At 71.4% G+C, this 17,268-nt stretch carries 13 protein-coding genes; 4 read left to right on the top strand and 9 right to left on the bottom strand.

The window, feature by feature from the left end; all coding sequences use genetic code 11:
* Positions 1–148: 148 nt before the first annotated feature.
* The 4 genes from ACFWP7_RS02820 to ACFWP7_RS02805 all read right to left on the bottom strand — a co-directional run bounded on the left by ACFWP7_RS02820 (position 149) and on the right by ACFWP7_RS02805 (position 4,571).
* On the bottom strand, positions 149–871 hold the full coding sequence (locus ACFWP7_RS02820; RefSeq protein ID WP_384374953.1) for a 3'-5' exonuclease: 723 nt from the start codon (positions 869–871) through the stop codon (positions 149–151).
* A gap of 112 nt (positions 872–983) precedes the next feature.
* A complete protein-coding gene (locus ACFWP7_RS02815) occupies positions 984–2,222 on the bottom strand; it encodes an SAV2148 family HEPN domain-containing protein (RefSeq protein ID WP_384374950.1) in 1,239 nt (412 codons plus the stop codon).
* A 115-nt stretch (positions 2,223–2,337) separates the two neighbouring features.
* On the bottom strand, positions 2,338–3,684 hold the full coding sequence (locus tag ACFWP7_RS02810) for a copper amine oxidase (protein ID WP_384374947.1): 1,347 nt from the start codon (positions 3,682–3,684) through the stop codon (positions 2,338–2,340).
* A gap of 68 nt (positions 3,685–3,752) precedes the next feature.
* Positions 3,753–4,571: a Tat pathway signal sequence domain protein gene (locus ACFWP7_RS02805; RefSeq protein ID WP_384374944.1), complete on the bottom strand. Its 819-nt coding sequence runs from the start codon at positions 4,569–4,571 to the stop codon at positions 3,753–3,755.
* Positions 4,572–4,750: 179 nt separating this feature from the next.
* Between ACFWP7_RS02805 and glgX the strand changes: the two genes are divergently transcribed.
* Positions 4,751–6,859 (top strand): glycogen debranching protein GlgX, encoded by a 2,109-nt coding sequence (glgX, locus tag ACFWP7_RS02800; protein WP_384374941.1) that lies wholly within the window; start codon positions 4,751–4,753, stop codon positions 6,857–6,859.
* 115 nt (positions 6,860–6,974) lie between these two features.
* A complete protein-coding gene (treY, locus tag ACFWP7_RS02795) occupies positions 6,975–9,389 on the top strand; it encodes a malto-oligosyltrehalose synthase (protein ID WP_384374938.1) in 2,415 nt (804 codons plus the stop codon).
* Here the strand turns inward: treY and ACFWP7_RS02790 are convergent.
* Together ACFWP7_RS02790 and ACFWP7_RS02785 are read right to left on the bottom strand one after the other, a co-directional pair.
* Positions 9,349–10,353: a cytochrome P450 gene (locus ACFWP7_RS02790; protein WP_384374935.1), complete on the bottom strand. Its 1,005-nt coding sequence runs from the start codon at positions 10,351–10,353 to the stop codon at positions 9,349–9,351. The genes treY and ACFWP7_RS02790 overlap by 41 nt on opposite strands.
* 43 nt (positions 10,354–10,396) lie before the next feature.
* The gene (locus ACFWP7_RS02785) at positions 10,397–10,873 is read right to left on the bottom strand and encodes a hypothetical protein (RefSeq protein ID WP_384374932.1); all 477 of its coding nucleotides are present in this window, start codon (positions 10,871–10,873) and stop codon (positions 10,397–10,399) included.
* A gap of 630 nt (positions 10,874–11,503) precedes the next feature.
* Here ACFWP7_RS02785 and ACFWP7_RS02780 point away from each other — a divergent pair.
* Positions 11,504–12,754: a M14 family zinc carboxypeptidase gene (locus ACFWP7_RS02780; protein WP_384374929.1), complete on the top strand. Its 1,251-nt coding sequence runs from the start codon at positions 11,504–11,506 to the stop codon at positions 12,752–12,754.
* 4 nt (positions 12,755–12,758) lie between these two features.
* Here ACFWP7_RS02780 and ACFWP7_RS02775 read toward each other — a convergent pair whose 3' ends face one another.
* From ACFWP7_RS02775 to ACFWP7_RS02765, 3 genes are all read right to left on the bottom strand, one after another.
* Positions 12,759–13,241 (bottom strand): SSI family serine proteinase inhibitor, encoded by a 483-nt coding sequence (locus ACFWP7_RS02775; RefSeq protein WP_384374926.1) that lies wholly within the window; start codon positions 13,239–13,241, stop codon positions 12,759–12,761.
* Complete coding sequence (locus ACFWP7_RS02770; RefSeq protein ID WP_384374923.1) at positions 13,238–14,563, bottom strand: M14 family zinc carboxypeptidase; 1,326 nt, start codon at positions 14,561–14,563, stop codon at positions 13,238–13,240. Before ACFWP7_RS02770 ends, ACFWP7_RS02775 begins: the two co-directional genes overlap by 4 nt.
* A gap of 204 nt (positions 14,564–14,767) precedes the next feature.
* Positions 14,768–15,319 carry an FHA domain-containing protein gene (locus ACFWP7_RS02765; RefSeq protein WP_384374920.1) on the bottom strand — a complete coding sequence of 184 codons (552 nt, stop codon included), beginning with the start codon at positions 15,317–15,319 and terminating at the stop codon, positions 14,768–14,770.
* Between the two features lie 196 nt (positions 15,320–15,515).
* On the opposite strand from ACFWP7_RS02765, the gene treZ reads away from it, so the two are divergent.
* Entirely contained in the window at positions 15,516–17,261 is a 1,746-nt protein-coding gene (gene treZ, locus ACFWP7_RS02760; RefSeq protein WP_384374917.1) for a malto-oligosyltrehalose trehalohydrolase, read from the top strand.
* Positions 17,262–17,268 lie beyond the last annotated feature (7 nt).

The following is a 17,268-nucleotide window of genomic DNA, read 5'->3' as shown; positions in this document are numbered from 1 at the left end:
CACCCGCCAGATCCCACAGTCAGGCGAGGCCAGACCCACACACCCACCGAGTCCCACAGCCGGACGGGCCCAGGCCCACTCATCCGCCGAGTCCCGAACCCAAACGGGCTCAGACCCGCACACCCACCAAGTCCGCAGCGGGGCAGGCTCAGACCCGTTCGTCCGCCAGGTCCCGCAGGGGCCACACGCCGTCCACCACTGCGGCTGTGTCGCCCTTGCGGCGTAGGAAGCTCTGGAAGTCGGCTGCCCACTCGGCGTACCAGTCGATCTGGCGGCGGTGCAGTTCTGCCGGGCCGAGGGCGGCGACCTTCGGGTGGCGGTCGGCTATCGCGCAGGCCAGCCGGGCCGCGGCGAGGGCGTCGGCCGAGGCGTCGTGGGCGGTGTCCAGCGAGACCCCGTACTCCGTGCAGACCGCTTCGAGGTTGCGCTTGCCGCGGCGGTAGCGGTCCACCGAGCGGTCGATCGTGTACGGGTCGATGACGGGCGCCGGATCCACGCCGCCCAGTCGGTCGCGCAGGGACGGCAGACCGTACCTCTGCAGCTCGGCGGAGAGCAGGGTCAGGTCGAAGGCCGCGTTGTAGGCGACGACCGGGACGCCCGACTGCCAGGACGAGACGAGGACGCCTGCGATCGCGTCGGCGACCTGGTCGGCCGGCCTGCCCTCGGCCACCGCCCGTTCGTTCGTGATCCCGTGCACCGCCACCGCGTCCGCCGGAATCTCCACCCCCGGATCGGCCAGCCACTCGCGGTGCCCTTGCAGTCTTCCGTCCTTGACCTCGACCACGGCCCCCGTGACGATGCGCGCCTCGCGCGGATCCGTCCCGGTCGTCTCCAGGTCGAAGCCGGTCAGCAGCTCCTGGTGCCAGCCCATGGGCGGCCCCCCTTCTTCGTGGTGCTTTCCCCCAGTGGTCTCCACGATCCCATGCACCACTGACAATCCGAGGGCCGCATTCCGCTTCCCGGCCGCGAGGGTGTCCGGAGCGTCAGGAGACCGGCCGCGAATCCGCCCAGGCGATCTCGAACTCCTCGCGGTATGTCGGGAAAAGCCCTTCTTCGTCAATCTCGTCCGGTTTGACCAGCCGGCCCCCGCCGCGCAGTACGAAGACCGGCGCCTCCATCCCCCGCGTCCGGCGCAGATAGGACTGCACGACCGCTATGCCGTCCGAGCCGTCCCCGTCCACGAGGTACGCGGTGAAGCGGGGTGTCTCGTCGTAGACCTGGATCTCGAAGGCGCCCGGGTCGTGCAGCTTGGAGCGCACCCGGCGCATGTGCAGGATGTTCATCTCGACGGCGCGGCTCAACTCACCCCGTTTGATGCCGAGTTCCCGCTCGCGCCGCTTCACCGCGCTGGACGCCGGATTGAGGAACAGCAGCCGCACCCGGCAGCCCGACTCCGCGAGCCGCACGAGCCGCCGGCCGGAGAAGTTCTGCACCAGCAGGTTCAGGCCGATGCCGATGGCGTCGAGGCGGCGCGCACCGCCGAAGAAGTCCTCGGCGGGGAACTGGCGCAGCAGCCGCACCCGGTCCGAGTGCACGCCGACCACGTCCGCGTACCGGTCGCCGACCAGGTTCTCCACGGCGTCGACGGGCAGCCTGCGTGCGGAGGGCGCGTCACTGCCGGCGCCGAGTATCTCCAGGAGTTTCGACGCCGCCCGCTCGGCCTGTGCGAGGACCGCCTCGGACAGGGCACGGTTGCGCGAGACGACGTTCCGGGTGACTTCCAGTTCGTCCAGGGCGAGTTCGACGTCGCGGCGCTCGTCGAAGTAGGGCTCGAAGCACGGCCAGTGCTGCACCATCAGCTCGCGCAGCTGGGGCAGGGTCAGGAAACTGAGCACGTTGTCGTCGGCGGGGTCGAGCAAGTACCCCTTGCGGCGGCTGACTTCGCGTACGGCGACCGCGCGCTGCACCCATTCCTGTCCGGCGGGTCCGGCGGCGGCGACCACCCATTCGTCGCCGTGGACGGGTTCGTAGATGGGACGGAGAACAGCGGCCACGACCGCGCGCAGCCGCTGTTCGACCAGGTTCAGCCAGATGTAGGCGCGCCCGGCCCGCTGGGCGCGCGTGCGCACCTCGCTCCAGGCGTCGGCGCCCCAGTCCAGTTCCGGTCCGATAGATCCCATTTCCATCGGCCGTGCCAGGGACACCGCACCGGGTGGGACATCTGTGGAGTTCCCCTCGTGACCCTCGTCACCAGGAGGCAACTCCAGCCCTCCCGAGCCCACCCGCGCACCGCCTTCCGCTCCCCCGAGCTCTCGCGTGGAGCAAGCCCCCACTCAACGATCAAGGAAGGGTACTCCGGGAGTGGTCAGCGGTGCAGCCCGATGGACAGGTCGTTTCTCAACTACCGTTTTCCGCTTGCCCGTTCTGGTTGGCGAGGGCCGGCGGAGTGAGCGGGTTCATAGCGGTGACATCGCGCGGGGCGATGGAGAAGCCCTGCCAGTGAACCGGCATGGGCTGCTGGTCCTCGTCGCGTGCGATGTGGTGGAAGCCGACGTTGACCCAGGCGACGGGGTGGGTGAGCGTCTGTCCGTTGACCCACTTGTCGACGGACTTACCTGCTCCGGTACCGCAGTTGGCCAGGTTGTTGCTGGCGAACTGTTCGCACTTCTTGTACTCGGTGAAGTAGATGTCGTGCTTGGTGAAGCTGCGCCCCGGGTACTTGGTGGTGGCGCCGGGGACGATCTCGTACGAGCGCGCGTGCAGGTCCTTGTTCTTGCCGATGTCGCTGACGACGCGCCACCAGCGCATGTTCTTGGCGTCACCGGCGAGTTCCTTGGTGACCTTGGTGAGGGTGGTCTTGTTGGTCGGCCCGTCGTTGGCGTTCGCGGGCGGGCTGACCACGGAGTCGTACTGCTCGACCTTGTTCTTGGTGGAGCCGTCCAGAGCGAACTGGAGCCGCCAGAAGACGTTGTGGCTGTGGCTGGTGGCGTACGACCTGGCGCCCTTGCCGATCGGCCAGCCGCGGCCGTCGCCCGCGTTGTAGTCGCCGGGCGAGAGACTGCCGGTGGCGCCGACGTTCATGTTGACGGTGCCGTCGTCCTGGAAGCGCCACTCGGTGATGTACTCGTACCAGCCGACCTGGTTGACGGTGTAGACGAGCAGGTCCTTGCCCTGGGTCTGGTAGACCTTGCTCGCCGTGTCGCCCTGCATGCGGTAGGCGTGGCCGCGGGTACGGGTCGTGGTGCACAGGCCGTTGGCGGTGGGGTGCTCCGGGTCCCACGCATTGGGGATCTTGACCTTCTTGATCGTGCCGCCGGGACACTCGCCCGGGGCCAAATTCATCAGGCCCTGCCCGAAACCGGCGCCGGTGAGGTCGTCGTACTCCGCCTTGCCGTCGTCGTAGGGGACGTGGATCTGGGCGAGCTTGGCACTGGTGAGGACCTTGATGGGGCGGGCCTCGCCCTTGGGCTGGTACGAGATGTTCTCCAGGACGAGCCCGGCCTCGCTCTCGTAGTGCCAGCACATCCGCCAGGTGGTGCCGGTGGAGAGCTTCTGCTCGATCCGGTACGCCGCACTGCAGGCGGCGGCCGGCGCCGCAGCGGCCTTGGGCTGGGCGACCGCGGGTCCCGCGGTGGTGGCCGCGCCGACGAGCAGCGCGGCCACCGAGAGGCCCACCGCCGTCCGACTACGGACCCGGCTGATTCCCCGCGGCCGGACGCCACTGAGCAAACCGTTTACGCGCATGACGAAGTGACTCCTTGCGAAAGCAGAAAAGGAGGTGAGTGGGAGAAGTGAGCTGACGGCGGCGCCGGCTAACCGAGCTTGACGGCCCTGCGGGCGCTCAGGTCGATCACCAGGTCACGGCTGTCGATCCAGGGCCCGTTCCTGACCTTCGGGAAGAGCCGTACACAGCGGTGGGTGCCGCAGTCCGCGAGCGCGGCGGGCCGGGCGCCCGGGGCCGCGCGGAAGACCATGCTGTTGAGGATCAGCTGGTCGGGGGAGGTGAGCTCCTTCCCCGTGGCGTCCTTGTAGTCGGCCTTGAGGCCCGCGCCGAGCGGGTCGGCGATCAGCAGCTGCGCGGCTTCGGTCATCTCGTCGCGGCTGATGGGCGGCTGGACACCGTGCTGGGTGCCGGTCCTCTCGACCTTCCCGGTGTCGAGGTTGACGGTCTTGGTGACGAGCGCGTCGTCCTTGTAGTCGTAGAACCGGACCTCGGCGCGGCGAGGCGCGCTCGCGTCACCCAGTTCGTCTTCGGCGGGCTCGGCGAGGTCGACGCCGATCCGCTGCGGGCCGCGGTCCCCTTCGACGTCCTCGGCGGACCTGAGGAGCTGCTGGTTCAGCGCGATGCGCTCGACCCGCTCGGTCTCGTCGTCGGTCAGCGAGTCGCGGCCGATGCCTTTGTCACCCTCGTCCGGCACCTGCTCGACGACGCCCGGCTGCACGGCCGCCTGCCCCTGCTGCCCCTGCTCTCCCGTCTCCTGCGCGGTCCGGCCGCCTGCCCCGCTGCCACCAGAGTCGTCGGCCCCCGCCGAGCCCGGCAGCGTGATTGCGATCATCACCGCTGTCCCGGCCACCGCGATGGCCGTACCCGCCACCACTTTGCCCAGATGGCGGCGCACTGTCCTGCGCACATTTCCCCCTGCTCCCCTGGTCCGTCCAGGAGTGTTTTCGAGCCCCACCGGTTCGGCACACGACGTATGCCTGGTCATTGGGTAAGAGGGACGTAAGTCATAGGAGGTTCCGCCACTTTCGGGGAGACTCGGCTCGGAGCGGCCCCCCGGGGCACGGCACTACTGGAAGAGTCATATCCATGCAGGTCTGGCCTGGAGAGGCGTATCCACTCGGTGCCACGTACGACGGTGCCGGTACCAACTTCGCGGTCTTCTCGGAGGCCGCCGACCGTATAGAGCTGTGTCTGCTGCACGACGACGGCTCGGAGACCGCGGTGGAACTGCGCGAGAGCGACGCGTTCGTGCGGCACGCCTATCTGCCCGGCATCATGCCCGGACAGCGCTACGGCTTCCGTGCGCACGGGCGGTACGACCCCGGGCACGGGCAGCGCGTCAACTCCGCGAAGCTGCTGCTCGACCCGTACGCGCGGGCCATCAGCGGTGCGGTGGAGTGGGGCGAGGAGGTGTACGGCTACCGCTTCGGGGAGCCCGACAAGCGCAACGACCTGGACTCGGCGCCGCACACCATGACCTCGGTGGTGGTCAACCCGTACTTCGACTGGGGCGACGACCGCCCGCCGCGCACCGAATACCACCACACGGTGCTCTACGAGGCTCACGTCAAGGGCCTCACCATGCAGCACCCGGAGCTGCCCGAGGAACTGCGCGGCACGTACGCGGCGCTCGCCCACCCCGCGATCATCGAACACCTGACCAAGCTGGGCGTCACCGCACTGGAACTGATGCCCGTACACCAGTTCGTGAACGACCACCGTCTGGTGGACATGGGCCTGAACAACTACTGGGGCTACAACACGATCGGCTTCTTCGCCCCGCACAACGCGTACGCCTCCTGGGGCGACCGCGGCCAGCAGGTCCTGGAGTTCAAGTCGGCGGTCCGGGCGCTGCACGAGGCCGGTATCGAGGTCATCCTGGACGTCGTCTACAACCACACGGCCGAGGGCAACCACCTGGGCCCCACGCTGTCCTTCAGGGGCCTCGACAACGCCTCGTACTACCGTCTCGCGGAGGACCAGCGCTACTACACGGACACCACGGGGACCGGCAACTCCCTGCTGATGCGCTCCCCGCACGTGCTCCAGCTGATCATGGACTCGCTGCGCTACTGGGTCACCGAGATGCACGTCGACGGTTTCCGCTTCGACCTCGCGGCGACCCTGGCGAGGCAGTTCCACGAGGTGGACCGGCTGTCGTCGTTCTTCGACCTGGTGCAGCAGGACCCGGTGGTCTCCCAGGTGAAGCTGATCGCCGAGCCCTGGGACGTCGGCGAGGGCGGCTACCAGGTGGGCAACTTCCCGCCGCTGTGGACCGAGTGGAACGGCAAGTACCGCGACACCGTAAGGGACATGTGGCGCGGCGAGCCCCGCACACTGGCCGAGTTCGCATCCCGGCTGACGGGCTCCTCGGACCTCTACCAGGACGACGGCCGACGCCCCCTCGCGTCCATCAACTTCGTGACGTGCCACGACGGCTTCACGCTGAACGACCTCGTCTCCTACAACAACAAGCACAACCAGGCCAACGGCGAGGACAACCGCGACGGCGAGAGCCACAACAGGTCCTGGAACTGCGGGGTCGAGGGCGAGAGCGACGACGAGTCGATCCTGGCCCTGCGGGCACGCCAGCGGCGCAACTACGTCGCCACACTGATGCTCTCCCAGGGCGTGCCGATGCTCAGCCACGGCGACGAGTTCGCGCGCACCCAGGAGGGCAACAACAACGGCTACTGCCAGGACAGCGAGCTGTGCTGGGTGCCGTGGCCGGAGGAAGGCGGGGAGCTGCTGGAGTTCACGCGCGCGATGGTGTGGCTGCGGCGCGACCACCCGGTCTTCCGGCGCCGCAGGTTCTTCCACGGGCGCCCCGTCCAGGGCACGCACGACGAGCTGTCCGACATCGCGTGGTTCACCCCGGAGGGCGGGGAGATGACCGAGCGTGACTGGGGCTCGGCGACGGCCCGCGCCCTGTCCGTCTTCCTGAACGGCAACGCGATCTCCGAACCCGGCCCGCGCGGCGAGCGCATCGCCGACGACTCCTTCCTGCTGATGTTCAACGCCTCGCCCCAGGCCCTGGAGTTCGTGGTGCCGGTCGACCACGGGCGCCAGTGGCAGGTGATCGTCGACACAGCACTCCCCGAGGGAGTGGCGCCGGGAACGGGCGCGAAGGTCGAGGCCGGGGACCGGCTGACACTGGTGGACCGGAGCATGACGGTGTTGCAGCGGCCCGCCTAGGCGGTCGCGTTGCCGTTCCCGGGGCACGCGCGTGGGGAGGGCCTTTTGGCGCCCGCGCGTGCCCGTTTGCAGGCGCCGGTGACACGAAAGGCGGCAGGGCGGGTACGTAGGCTCCATGACATCTGAGCGTCCAGAACCGGTGACTCCCGGGCCCGGGGCCGAGCCCGTGATTCCCGTCGTGCCGACCGCCACGTACCGGTTGCAGCTCCAGCCGGAGTTCCCCTTCGGGGCCGCCGAGGCGGCCGTGCCCTATCTGGCCTCGCTCGGCGTCTCCCATCTGCACCTGTCCCCCGTCCTGGAGGCGGTTCCCGGCTCGACGCACGGCTACGACGTGGTGGACCACGCGCGCGTGCGGGACGAACTGGGCGGGGAGGACGGACTGCGCTCCCTGGCGCGCACCGCGCGGGAACACGGTCTTGGTCTGGTCGTGGACATCGTGCCGAACCACATGGCGATGTCTCCGCGTCACAACCACCCCCTGTGGGAGGTGCTGCGCGAGGGACCCGGGTCGCCCCATGCACGCTGGTTCGACATCGACTGGGACGCCCAGGGCGGACAACTGCTGCTGCCGGTGCTCGGAGGCCGGCTCGGCACGGAGATCGTCCACCTGAAGGTGGACGGCGACGTACTGCGCTACTACGACCACGTGTTCCCGCTGCGCGAGGGCACCGCGAACCTGCCCCTGCCGCAACTGCTCGACGCGCAGTGGTACCGCCCGGTGTGGTGGCGGCTGGCTCGTACCGAGCTCAACTACCGCCGGTTCTTCAGCATTTCGGAGCTCATCGGGGTGCGTGTCGAGGACCCGGAGGTGTTCGCGGCGACCCACGCGAAGATCCTGGAGCTGCTCGACGAGGGCGTGGTGGACGGGCTGCGCGTCGACCACCCGGACGGGCTCGCGGACCCGGACGCGTACCTGCGCCGGCTGCACGAGGCGAGCGGCGGGCGCTGGACGGTGGTCGAGAAGATCCTCGCGGACGGCGAGCCGCTGCCCGCGGCGTGGCCCGTGGCGGGCACCACCGGCTACGACGCGCTGCGGCATGTCGACGGCCTCTTCACGGACCCGGCGGGCGCGGGCGAACTCCTCGGCCAGTACCGGCGTTTCGCGGCCCCTCAGAGCGACCGTGGCGGCCACTGGGAGGCGACGGTGCGCCGGGCGGCGTACAAGGTGGTCACGCACGAACTGGCCACCGAGACCGACCGCCTCACGCGCGTGGCGAGCCGTCTGTGCGCCGCCTCCCCGGACCCGGCGCTGCGCGACCACGCCTCCTGGGCGCTGGCCACCGCGCTGCGGGAGCTTCTCGTCCGCCTGGAGGTGTACCGGCCCTACCCCTCCTCGGACGCCGCCCTGGTGGTCACCGAGGAGGCGGCCTCCGAGGCCCGGGCGGTCTTCACGGTGCCGGAGGAGGCGCATGCCGTGGACGTCGTACGGGACCTGGTGCTCGGGCGGGCCGGTGACGGGTCCGGGCACGCCGAGTTCCGGGCCCGGTTCGCGCAGACCTCGTCCGCGCTGCGGGCCAAGTCCGTGGAGGACACCGCGTTCTACCGCTATGTGCCCCAGCTGTCGGCGAACGAGGTGGGCGGGAACCCCGGGAGCCCGGCCGTGTCCCCAGAGGACTTCCACGCCTACTGCGCGCGCGTGCAGCGCGACTGGCCCGCCACCGGAACCGCCCTGTCCACCCACGACACGAAACGCAGCGCCGACGTACGCGCCGCCCTCTCCGTGCTCACCGAGTGCCCCGAACGGTGGGCCGACGTCCTGGCCGAGGTGACCCGCGACGGCGCGGGCGTGCCCGACCCGCAGGTGGCGTGGGCCGCGTGGCAGACGGTGTTCGGACTCGGCCCGGCCGACGTCGAGCGGGTCCAGGGAGCCCTGTTGAAGCACATCCGGGAGGCCGGCCTGCACACCGCCTGGACCGAGCAGGATCCCGCGTACGAGGAAGCAGTGGCCGCGTTCGTCGCGGAGGGGCCGTGCGGGGCACCCGGGCGGCGCGTGGCCGACTTCCGGGCCTCGCTGGCTCCGCATGTGCGGGCGAACGTCCTGGGGGCCGCTCTGGTCCATCTGACCATGCCCGGGGTGCCGGACGTCTACCAGGGCACCGAGGGTGAGTATCTGGCGCTGGTGGACCCGGACAACCGGCGGCCGTTCGCACCTCGGGAACAGGCGTCGGCGAAGGTCGCCCTGACCACGGGGGCCCTGCGGCTGCGCGGGCGGCGCCCGGCCGTCTTCGGCGACTCGGCGACGTACACACCGCTGACGGCACAGGGCCCCGGCGCCGCGCACTGTGTGGCGTTCGTACGCTCCGGGGAGGTGGTCACGGCCGTCACCCGGCTGTCGCTGCGGTTGGCGGAGGCGGGCGGCTGGCGGGACACCGTGCTCCCGCTCCCCGAGGGCCGGTGGACGGATGTGTTCTCTCCTGGGCGGGAGTTCACGGGGCACGCGCGCGTGGCGGAGCTTTTCGAGCAGTTGCCCGTGGTGCTGCTGGAGCGGGTCAGCGCAGGCGCACCGGAAGGCTCCGCGGTGAGCGGCTGATCAGGCCCTCCGGGGTGGGCCGGAAGCCCGGGGCCCACCGGATGCCCGGCAGAACCGTCAGCAGGGCGCGCAGGCCGTGCTCCGCGGTGAGCCGGGCGAGCAGGGCGCCGGGGCAGAAGTGCCGTCCGGAGCCGTGGGCGAGCTGTCCGGGGTCGGGGCGGAAGGCGTCGTAGCGGTCCGGGTCGGCGAACCGTGCGGGGTCCCGGCCCGCGGATCCCACCAGACACGCCACGGTGGCGCCCACGGGTATCGCGCCGACCGGCTCGACGGCCCTCCGCAGCACCACCTGCAGCGGCGGATCGCGGCGCAGCGACTCGGCCCAGGCACCGGCCGCGAGCGCGGGACGGGCCCGGACGACAGCCAACTGGCCCGGGTGGTCGAGGAGGTTGGCGAGGAACGACGCGAGGCCCCGTGCGCTCGCCTCGCCGCCCGCGCCGAGGAGAGACCCCGCCAGGCCCGCCACGACCTCGTCCGACAGGGGTCGCCCGTCGGCTCGCGCCGTGCACAGCGCCGACAGCAGGTCGGCACCCGGGTGAGCGCGGCGGCGGGCGATGTACGGGCGCAGGAAGGCGTCGAGTTCGGAGTGGTGACCGCCGAGATGATCGAGGCCCGTACGGCACCACGCGTGCACGCGCGCGGTGTCCTCGTACGGCAGCCCGAGCGCGGCGACGGCCGCCGCGGTGGGCAGCCACTGGCAGAACTCGGTGACGAGATCGGCCTCCTGGCGGGCTGCGAGGCGGCGGGCGAGGACGAACGCCGTCCGCGCGACACCCGCGGTCAGGACGGCCAGCGCGGCCCCGCGGAACGCCGGGGAGACCACGGCCCGGTGGGCGCTGTGCGTCCCGCCCTCCAGGTGGGCCAGGGTGCGTCCGGGCGGCACGGCGACGAGCCGCGGGTCCGCGAGCGCGGCGCGCACATCGGCGTACCTGCTGACCAGCCAGGCGCCGAACGGCTCGTCGTACACGAGGGGGTGGCGCTCACGGAGGACGCGATACAGCGGGTAGGGGTCACGCTCGGTGGCGGGGGCGAGGAGGCTCGGGGGTGGCGGCAGGCTCTCCGACGGGGGTCGGGCCGTGGTGGTCGAGCCGGACGTCGTGGTCGAGCCGGTCGTGATAGGGGCGCCCGCCGTCACGGGCGAGCCGGACGTCATAGGTGCGCCCGCCGTCATAGGCGAGCCCGCCGCCGTCGGTGCGCCCGCACTCGTCGACGATTCCGTCCTCGGCGCAGGGCCGGTGCGCGGCGCAGGGCCGGTGCCAGGCGCAGGGCCGGTGCCAGGCGGCGAGCTGGCACCAGACGCCAAACCAGTACGAGGCGGCGAGCTGGCACCAGACGCCAAACCAGTACGAGGCAGCGGGCCACTGGCAGACGTCAAGGCGGTGCCGGACGGCGGGTCGGTCAAGGACGCCGAGCCGGTACGAGACGACGGGCCAGTGCCAGGCGCCCGGCTCGGTGTCTGAGCCGGCGCGGAAGCGCTCCCGCTCCACTCCGCCTCGGACGCCGCCCCGTGCCCCGTCCGGAGACCCTCCGCCGCGGAACGGAGCGCAGGGCAGTGACTCGGCGTCGCGGACACGCTCTCCGGCCACAGGCTCGGCAGCGCAGACGATTCCGCCGGCCAAAGGCTCCGGCGCTCGGGCTCGGCGCCGGGAACCGGCGGCAGCGGTGCTGTCCGTGCGGACGCCGGGACGCCTTCGCCGGGAAGACCGAGAAGACCAGAAGGGCCAGGGGGACCGGAAAGGCCGGAAAGACTGGAAAGACCGTAAAGACCAGGAAGACCGTGGGGACACAGCACCGCCGGCCTCCCACCTAGGGTCTGCGCGCTGGACCCGCGCGCGATTGGTCCCAGCCGACCATCGCGACGCCCGGACCGCAGGCCTCGTACACCCATACGAGTGAAGCCGGTGCCCCCCCTGTCCGATCCCACGCCGTCGGCGAGAGGTTTCCCGACACTCGCCGGGCGCAACCGGCATCAGCACTGAATGGCCGTCCGCTGGTGCACACCCCCTGCCAGCGGTAAATGCCATTTGGCGCCCCCTGGAGCCGCCCCTTCATCTCCTTGACAGTTCACTCAGTCCGTGGAGTACTGCGGAAAGCGACGCAGGGCTGACAAGTCGGGGGTGAGTCTCCTGCCGGAGTTGCGCTACCCCACTGTGACCGAAATCGTCTCGTCCGCCCGGGCGTTGGCGGCTCACCGGCCCGGCCTGTGCGCGCTCAGACAGGTCGGCGTCTCGCGCGGGGGCAGGCCTCTTCATCTGCTGTCCATGGGCCACGCACGGCGCGGCGTCCTCGTGGTGGCGGGCGCCCACGCGAACGAGCCGACCGGCGGCTCGACCGTGCTCGCGGTGGCCGAACGGGTCATGCACGACCGGGATTTACGGGCCGACACCTCCTGGCACTTCCTGCTCTGCGCGGACCCGGACGGGGCGAGTCTCCATGTGACGCCGGCGCCGCGCACCCTGCTCGACTACCACCTCGGTTTCTTCCGCCCGGCCGGGCCCGAGCAGCCGGAGTGGTCCCCGTCCGTCCTGCCGCCCGACCGGCTGCCCCCGGAGACCCGCGCCCTCATCCGGGTCATCGACGAGGTGCGGCCCTACCTCCAGGTCAGCCTGCACGGCACCGATCTGGGCGGCAGCTGGGTCCAGTTGACCAGGGACGTCCCCGGGCTCGCCGAGCCGTTCGCCAAGTCCGCGGCGGAGCTGCACATCCCGGTGGAGACGGCCGCGTCGGACGCCGCGGGCTGGCCCGCCTCCGGGCCCGGGGTGCATGTGATGCCGGCTCCCGGCCTGGACACGGCATACCCGAGCATGCCCGACGACGCACGGCACAGCACCTGGTACCACGCCCACCGGTACGGCGGTCTCACCGCGGTCGTCGAGGTGCCGATGTGGGCCGGCGATCTGGTGGACGACCCGACACCGCACCCGGCCCCCGCGGCGGCGATGCGACGGCTGGCACGCAGGCTGCTGCGGGACACCCTCCAGGTGGAAGCGGTACTCACGGAGGCGCTGCCGCGGCTCCGGGGCCCCGACGGGCCGCTCCTGCGCGCCGCCAAGTGGGCGCTGGAACTGGTACCGGGCCTGGCCGACGACTGGGTCAGGACACCGCCTCCGAACACGACGACGGCGTACGTCGGCAGTGTCGACGCGTTCGGCCGCCGGCTTCCGCTGCGGGCCGCCGCGATGCTGCTGCGGGTTCTCCGGGAGACGGGGGACCGCGAGGCGCCACACCTCGAACGGCTCGTCGCCGACTGGAGCGACGCCTTCGCCGACCGCTTCCGTGCCCGCTGGGTTCCGCTGGACCACCAGGTCGAGCATCAGACCCGTACGGTGATCGCGGCGGCCCGCCACGCGCGCGACGCCTCGGCCTGAGGATTCAGTGCCCGAGGTCCCCCAAGTCCCCCGAACCCCCGAGGCCCTCGAAGTCTCCGGGGCCCCCGAGGGCGAACACCGACCCCGTCTCGACTCCCATCATGCAGGTGTTCGAAAAGGTGCGGGTGTACTCGGTCCGTCGGCCGTTCCACTCGCCGCGTGCGGAGGCGGTGACCGGTGCGTAGAGCATGGGGCAGAGGACGTCGGCCCTGACCGGAATCCGGGTGATGTCCCCTCCGGCGGTGCGGAGTTCCGCGCAGGCCTGTGCCGCGTGGGCGTGCCCCTGGGGCGGATCGCAGAGCAGGAGCGTGCCGCGTGTGTCGCTGGAGCGGGCGTCGCCGGTGGTGACCGTGAGGTACAGCCAGTTGCCCTGGAACGCCTGCCGCGGCATCGCCTGAGCCAGGGCCGGGTCCGGGACCGCGCCCACGGTGAGGAGGGCGACCGCCGCGAGCAGGCCGCCCCGTACCGCTTGAGTGGTTTTCGTCATTCCCGATGCATCGGCACCGCGGCCTGCGAACCCCACCCTGTCTCACTCGAACGGGACGGCACGCGCGCGTGGCGCCCGGCGAGGTCGAACACGGCGAGTACCACGCGTGCTTGGTACTCGACCTGACGCGCGACCGGGATCCAGTGTGCCCCGCAGCCGTCTCGGTAGTCGGCGCACCACTCGTCGATCAGCCGGTCGAGCTCCGGCAGCACTCCACGCGGGTCGTGTCCCGAGCCGGTCACGAGCTGGTGCAGCAGCCCGGCGGTGCGCAGGGCGACCCGGCGTCCGGCGAGGCGCAGGGCGGTGAGGCGCGCAATGGTGAGCGGCGGCAGGGGTCGCGCTCCGGCATGGCACAGGTCGGGATCCCACGAGTCGGCGAGACCGGGGCCGACCAGTAAATAGTCGTCCACGGGGGCGAGGAGTCGGGCCACGTCCGGGGAGCCACCGAGAACGGGGCGCACGCGCGCGAGGATCCCTTCCAGGAGCCCGGTGTCGCGGCGCAGCGTGTGGCTGACGGTGCGCAGCGCCGTGGCGGCGTCGGCGGGGCGTGTGGGGTCCTCCACGGCGGCCACGCCCCACATGGGGGCTTCGACGACCGCTGTCACGGTGCCGTACGGGTGCGGGTGGAACCAGGTGGACTCGACCGCGGCCTCGGTGATGGCGGCCGCCAGGTCTCCCCGGCGCGGCGGTGGGATGCGGTAGACGGCGGGGCCCAGCGACGGCCAGTACAGGGTGTCGTACGGGCCGAGTTCGCGCGGGATGCCGAGACGTGTCGCGGTGTGCGCGACGCGCTGGGCGATTCCGGGCAGTTCACGGGTGAGCTCGACGAAGGCGCCGCCCACGTCGACGCCGTGCAGGGAGCACTGCAGAAAGGGCCGCAGTTCGTCCTGGAGGTCGAGGAGGGCGCGGGTCTCGGGCAGGGTGGCCCCGTCCACGCCCTCGGGCAGCCACTCGGGCTGTTCCAGGAAGCCGGGCCGGAAGAAGTGCCTGAAGTAGTTGCCGAGGGTGTACGGGCCCGACAGCCAGGCCTCGTTGCGGCGGGCGCCGTCGGGGTCGAGGCAGAGCAGCAGGTTCCAGGTGGCGTCCGCGCCCTCGCACAACCGGGGGTCGGCGAGCGCCCGTTCGGCCACCCGCAGGACCGTGGCGCCACCCACGGGTTCGTTGGCGTGCGGTCCGGCAACGACGAGGGCCTGACGGCTGCCGTGCCCGACGGAGAGGAGCCACAGGGGAGTTCCCTCCCGTGACGTGCCCACGCGGCGCAGGCGGGCGTCGCGAGGATGACGGGCGACGAGCGCGGCCGCACGGGCTCCCAGCTCGTCCACGGTCGGGTAGCGAGGGAGCGGCGGCAGGGCACACCTCCACCTATGTGGTGCCGTCGGTTCACCTGATGTGCATGGTGTACGCACAGTCAGTCACGCCTGTGGGGGTACGTCAACACCATGGAAGGTAAGGAGAGTCGAGGAAAACGGTGTGCGAAACCCAGGCCAGGGCTCGGTCGGCCGCCGTCCGGACGGCCGCCCGCGCGATCAGTCCGACGCGAGCCGGAACGTCATCCGTCCGAAGCCGATCTGGTCGCCGTCCCTGACGACGGCGGCGCCGATGACGCGCCGCCCGTTGACGGTCGTGCCGTTGGTCGAGCCGAGGTCGCGCAGGACCCACGACCCGCCCTGTCGGCTCAGTTCGGCGTGCACCCGGGAGACCGTCTCGTGGTTGAGCCGCAGACCGCTGGCGGGGTCACGGCCGATCCGCAGCGGGGACAGGCCCGCGGGGTGCGGCAGCAGCAGCTTCGGGAGCTTCTCGGCCTGCCAGGCCCTGCGCACCCGTACGGAGAAGCCGGAGATTGCCTCGACGGTGCCGAACACCACCTTCGACCAGCGGCTCTCGGTGGGCAGGTCGGCGGTGAGCACGGCCAGTTCGTCGGACCTCCGGGCGGTGAGCGCCAGCTCCATGCGCCGGATGAACGTGTCGTGCGAGAGCCGCCCGAGGGCGACGCCGTCACGGAGCGCCTTCAGCGCCCGGTCGCGCTCCGCGTCGGACAGCCGCGCGGGGTACGTGTGGAACTCGAAGGACGACGTCACGTTGGTGATTGTCGGGCAGCGCGGGCGGGGTGTCCAGAACACACAGAAACGGCCACTGCGGCCGACCGGACCGTTCGCGGCGGCGGACACGCGGCAAAACGGGAGATTCGAAAGCGAATTGATCTCACGTCTTGCACCATGGACGAGCTACGTCACGGAAACCAGATCACGGTGAGCGGACAAGGGGGAACCGTCTGTGCGGTTCGAGGTGTGGGCACCGCAGTCCGAGCGGGTGGCACTCCATTGCGAGGGCACCACGCGCGCGTTGGAGCGCGATCCGGAGCGTGCGGGTTGGTGGACGGGTGACGCGGAGGCGCGGGACGGGACGCGGTACGGCTTCGCACTGGACGCCGGCCCCGTGCTGCCCGATCCCCGCTCTCGGCGACAGCCGGACGGCCCCGACGGGCTGAGCGCGGTGGTCGACCCGGAGGGCTACGACTGGCGCGCGCACTGGGCGGGGCGTCCGCTGCCGGGCGCGGTCCTGTACGAGTTGCACGTGGGGACGTACACCCGCGAGGGCACGCTGGACGCGGCTGCCGAGCGGCTCGGTCATCTCCAGGAACTGGGCGTCACCCACGTCGAGTTGATGCCGCTGTGCCCCTTCCCGGGGCGGCACGGCTGGGGGTACGAGGGTGTGTCGCTCTGGGCGGTGCACGAGCCGTACGGCGGCCCGGAGGCGCTGAAGCGCTTTGTCGACCGGGCGCACGAACTCGGCCTCGGTGTCGTCCTCGACGTCGTGCACAACCACCTCGGCCCGTCCGGCAACTACCTGCCCGCGTTCGGCCCGTACTTCACGGACACCCATCAGACGCCCTGGGGTTCGGCGGTGAACCTGGACGCGCCCGGCTCGGACGAGGTGCGCGCGTATCTCGTCGGCAGCGCGCTGGCCTGGCTGCGCGACTACCGGCTGGACGGGCTGCGGCTGGACGCGGTGCACGCGCTGCGGGACACACGCGCGCTGCACTTCCTGGAGGAGCTGTCGACGGCCGTGGACGGCCTCGCCACCGATCTGGACCGGCCGCTCTTCCTGATCGCCGAATCGGATCTGAACGACCCTCGGCTCATCACCTCCCGCGAGGAGGGCGGCCTCGGACTGCACGCGCAGTGGAACGACGACTTCCACCACGCGCTGCACACCGCGCTGACCGGTGAGGCGCAGGGCTACTACGGGGACTTCGCACGCGCCCCGCTCCCGACGCTCGCGAAAACGCTGACGTCCGGCTTCGTCCACGACGGCACGTACTCCAGTTTCCGCGGGCGGTCGCACGGCCGCCCGCTCGACCGTACGCGCGTCTCGGCGCACCGGCTGGTCGGCTACACGCAGACCCACGACCAGATCGGCAACCGCGCCCAGGGCGACCGTCTTTCGGCCTCCCTCTCCCCCGGTCTGCTGGCCTGCGCCGCCGCGCTGACGCTCACCGGGCCCTTCACGCCGATGCTGTTCATGGGCGAGGAGTGGGCGGCGGGCACACCCTGGCAGTTCTTCACCGACCACACCGATCCCGAGCTCGCCGACGCCGTACGGCGGGGCAGGCGCCGGGAGTTCGCGGCGCATGGCTGGGCCGAGGAGGACGTCCCGGATCCGCAGGACCCGGCCACCCGGGACCGCTCCTGTCTGGACTGGTCGGAGCCCGAAAAGGCACTCCACGCGCGCGTACTGGCCTGGTACCGCGACCTGATCACCCTGCGGCAACGTCAGGCCGACCTCTCTGACCCCGACCTCGCCGCGGTGAAGGTCGCCTACGACGTGGAGGCCGGCTGGCTCGCCCTGCGGCGCGGTGACGTCCGGGTGGCTGTGAACCTCGGCAAGGAGACCGCGACCATCCCCCTCGGCGTCCGTAACGCGCACGTGCTGGCCGCCTGGGAGCCGGTCAGGCCGCCGGGCGAGGACGGGGTGCTGAGTGTGCCGGGCGAGTCGTGTGTGGTGCTGAGGCAGGGGTGAGCCCGCG

The organism is Streptomyces sp. NPDC058470 (genome assembly GCF_042721055.1).
Lineage (GTDB): Bacteria > Actinomycetota > Actinomycetes > Streptomycetales > Streptomycetaceae > Streptomyces.
The sequence above is the reverse complement of the archived record's forward strand: the minus strand, read 5'-3'. Positions and strand labels throughout refer to the sequence as shown.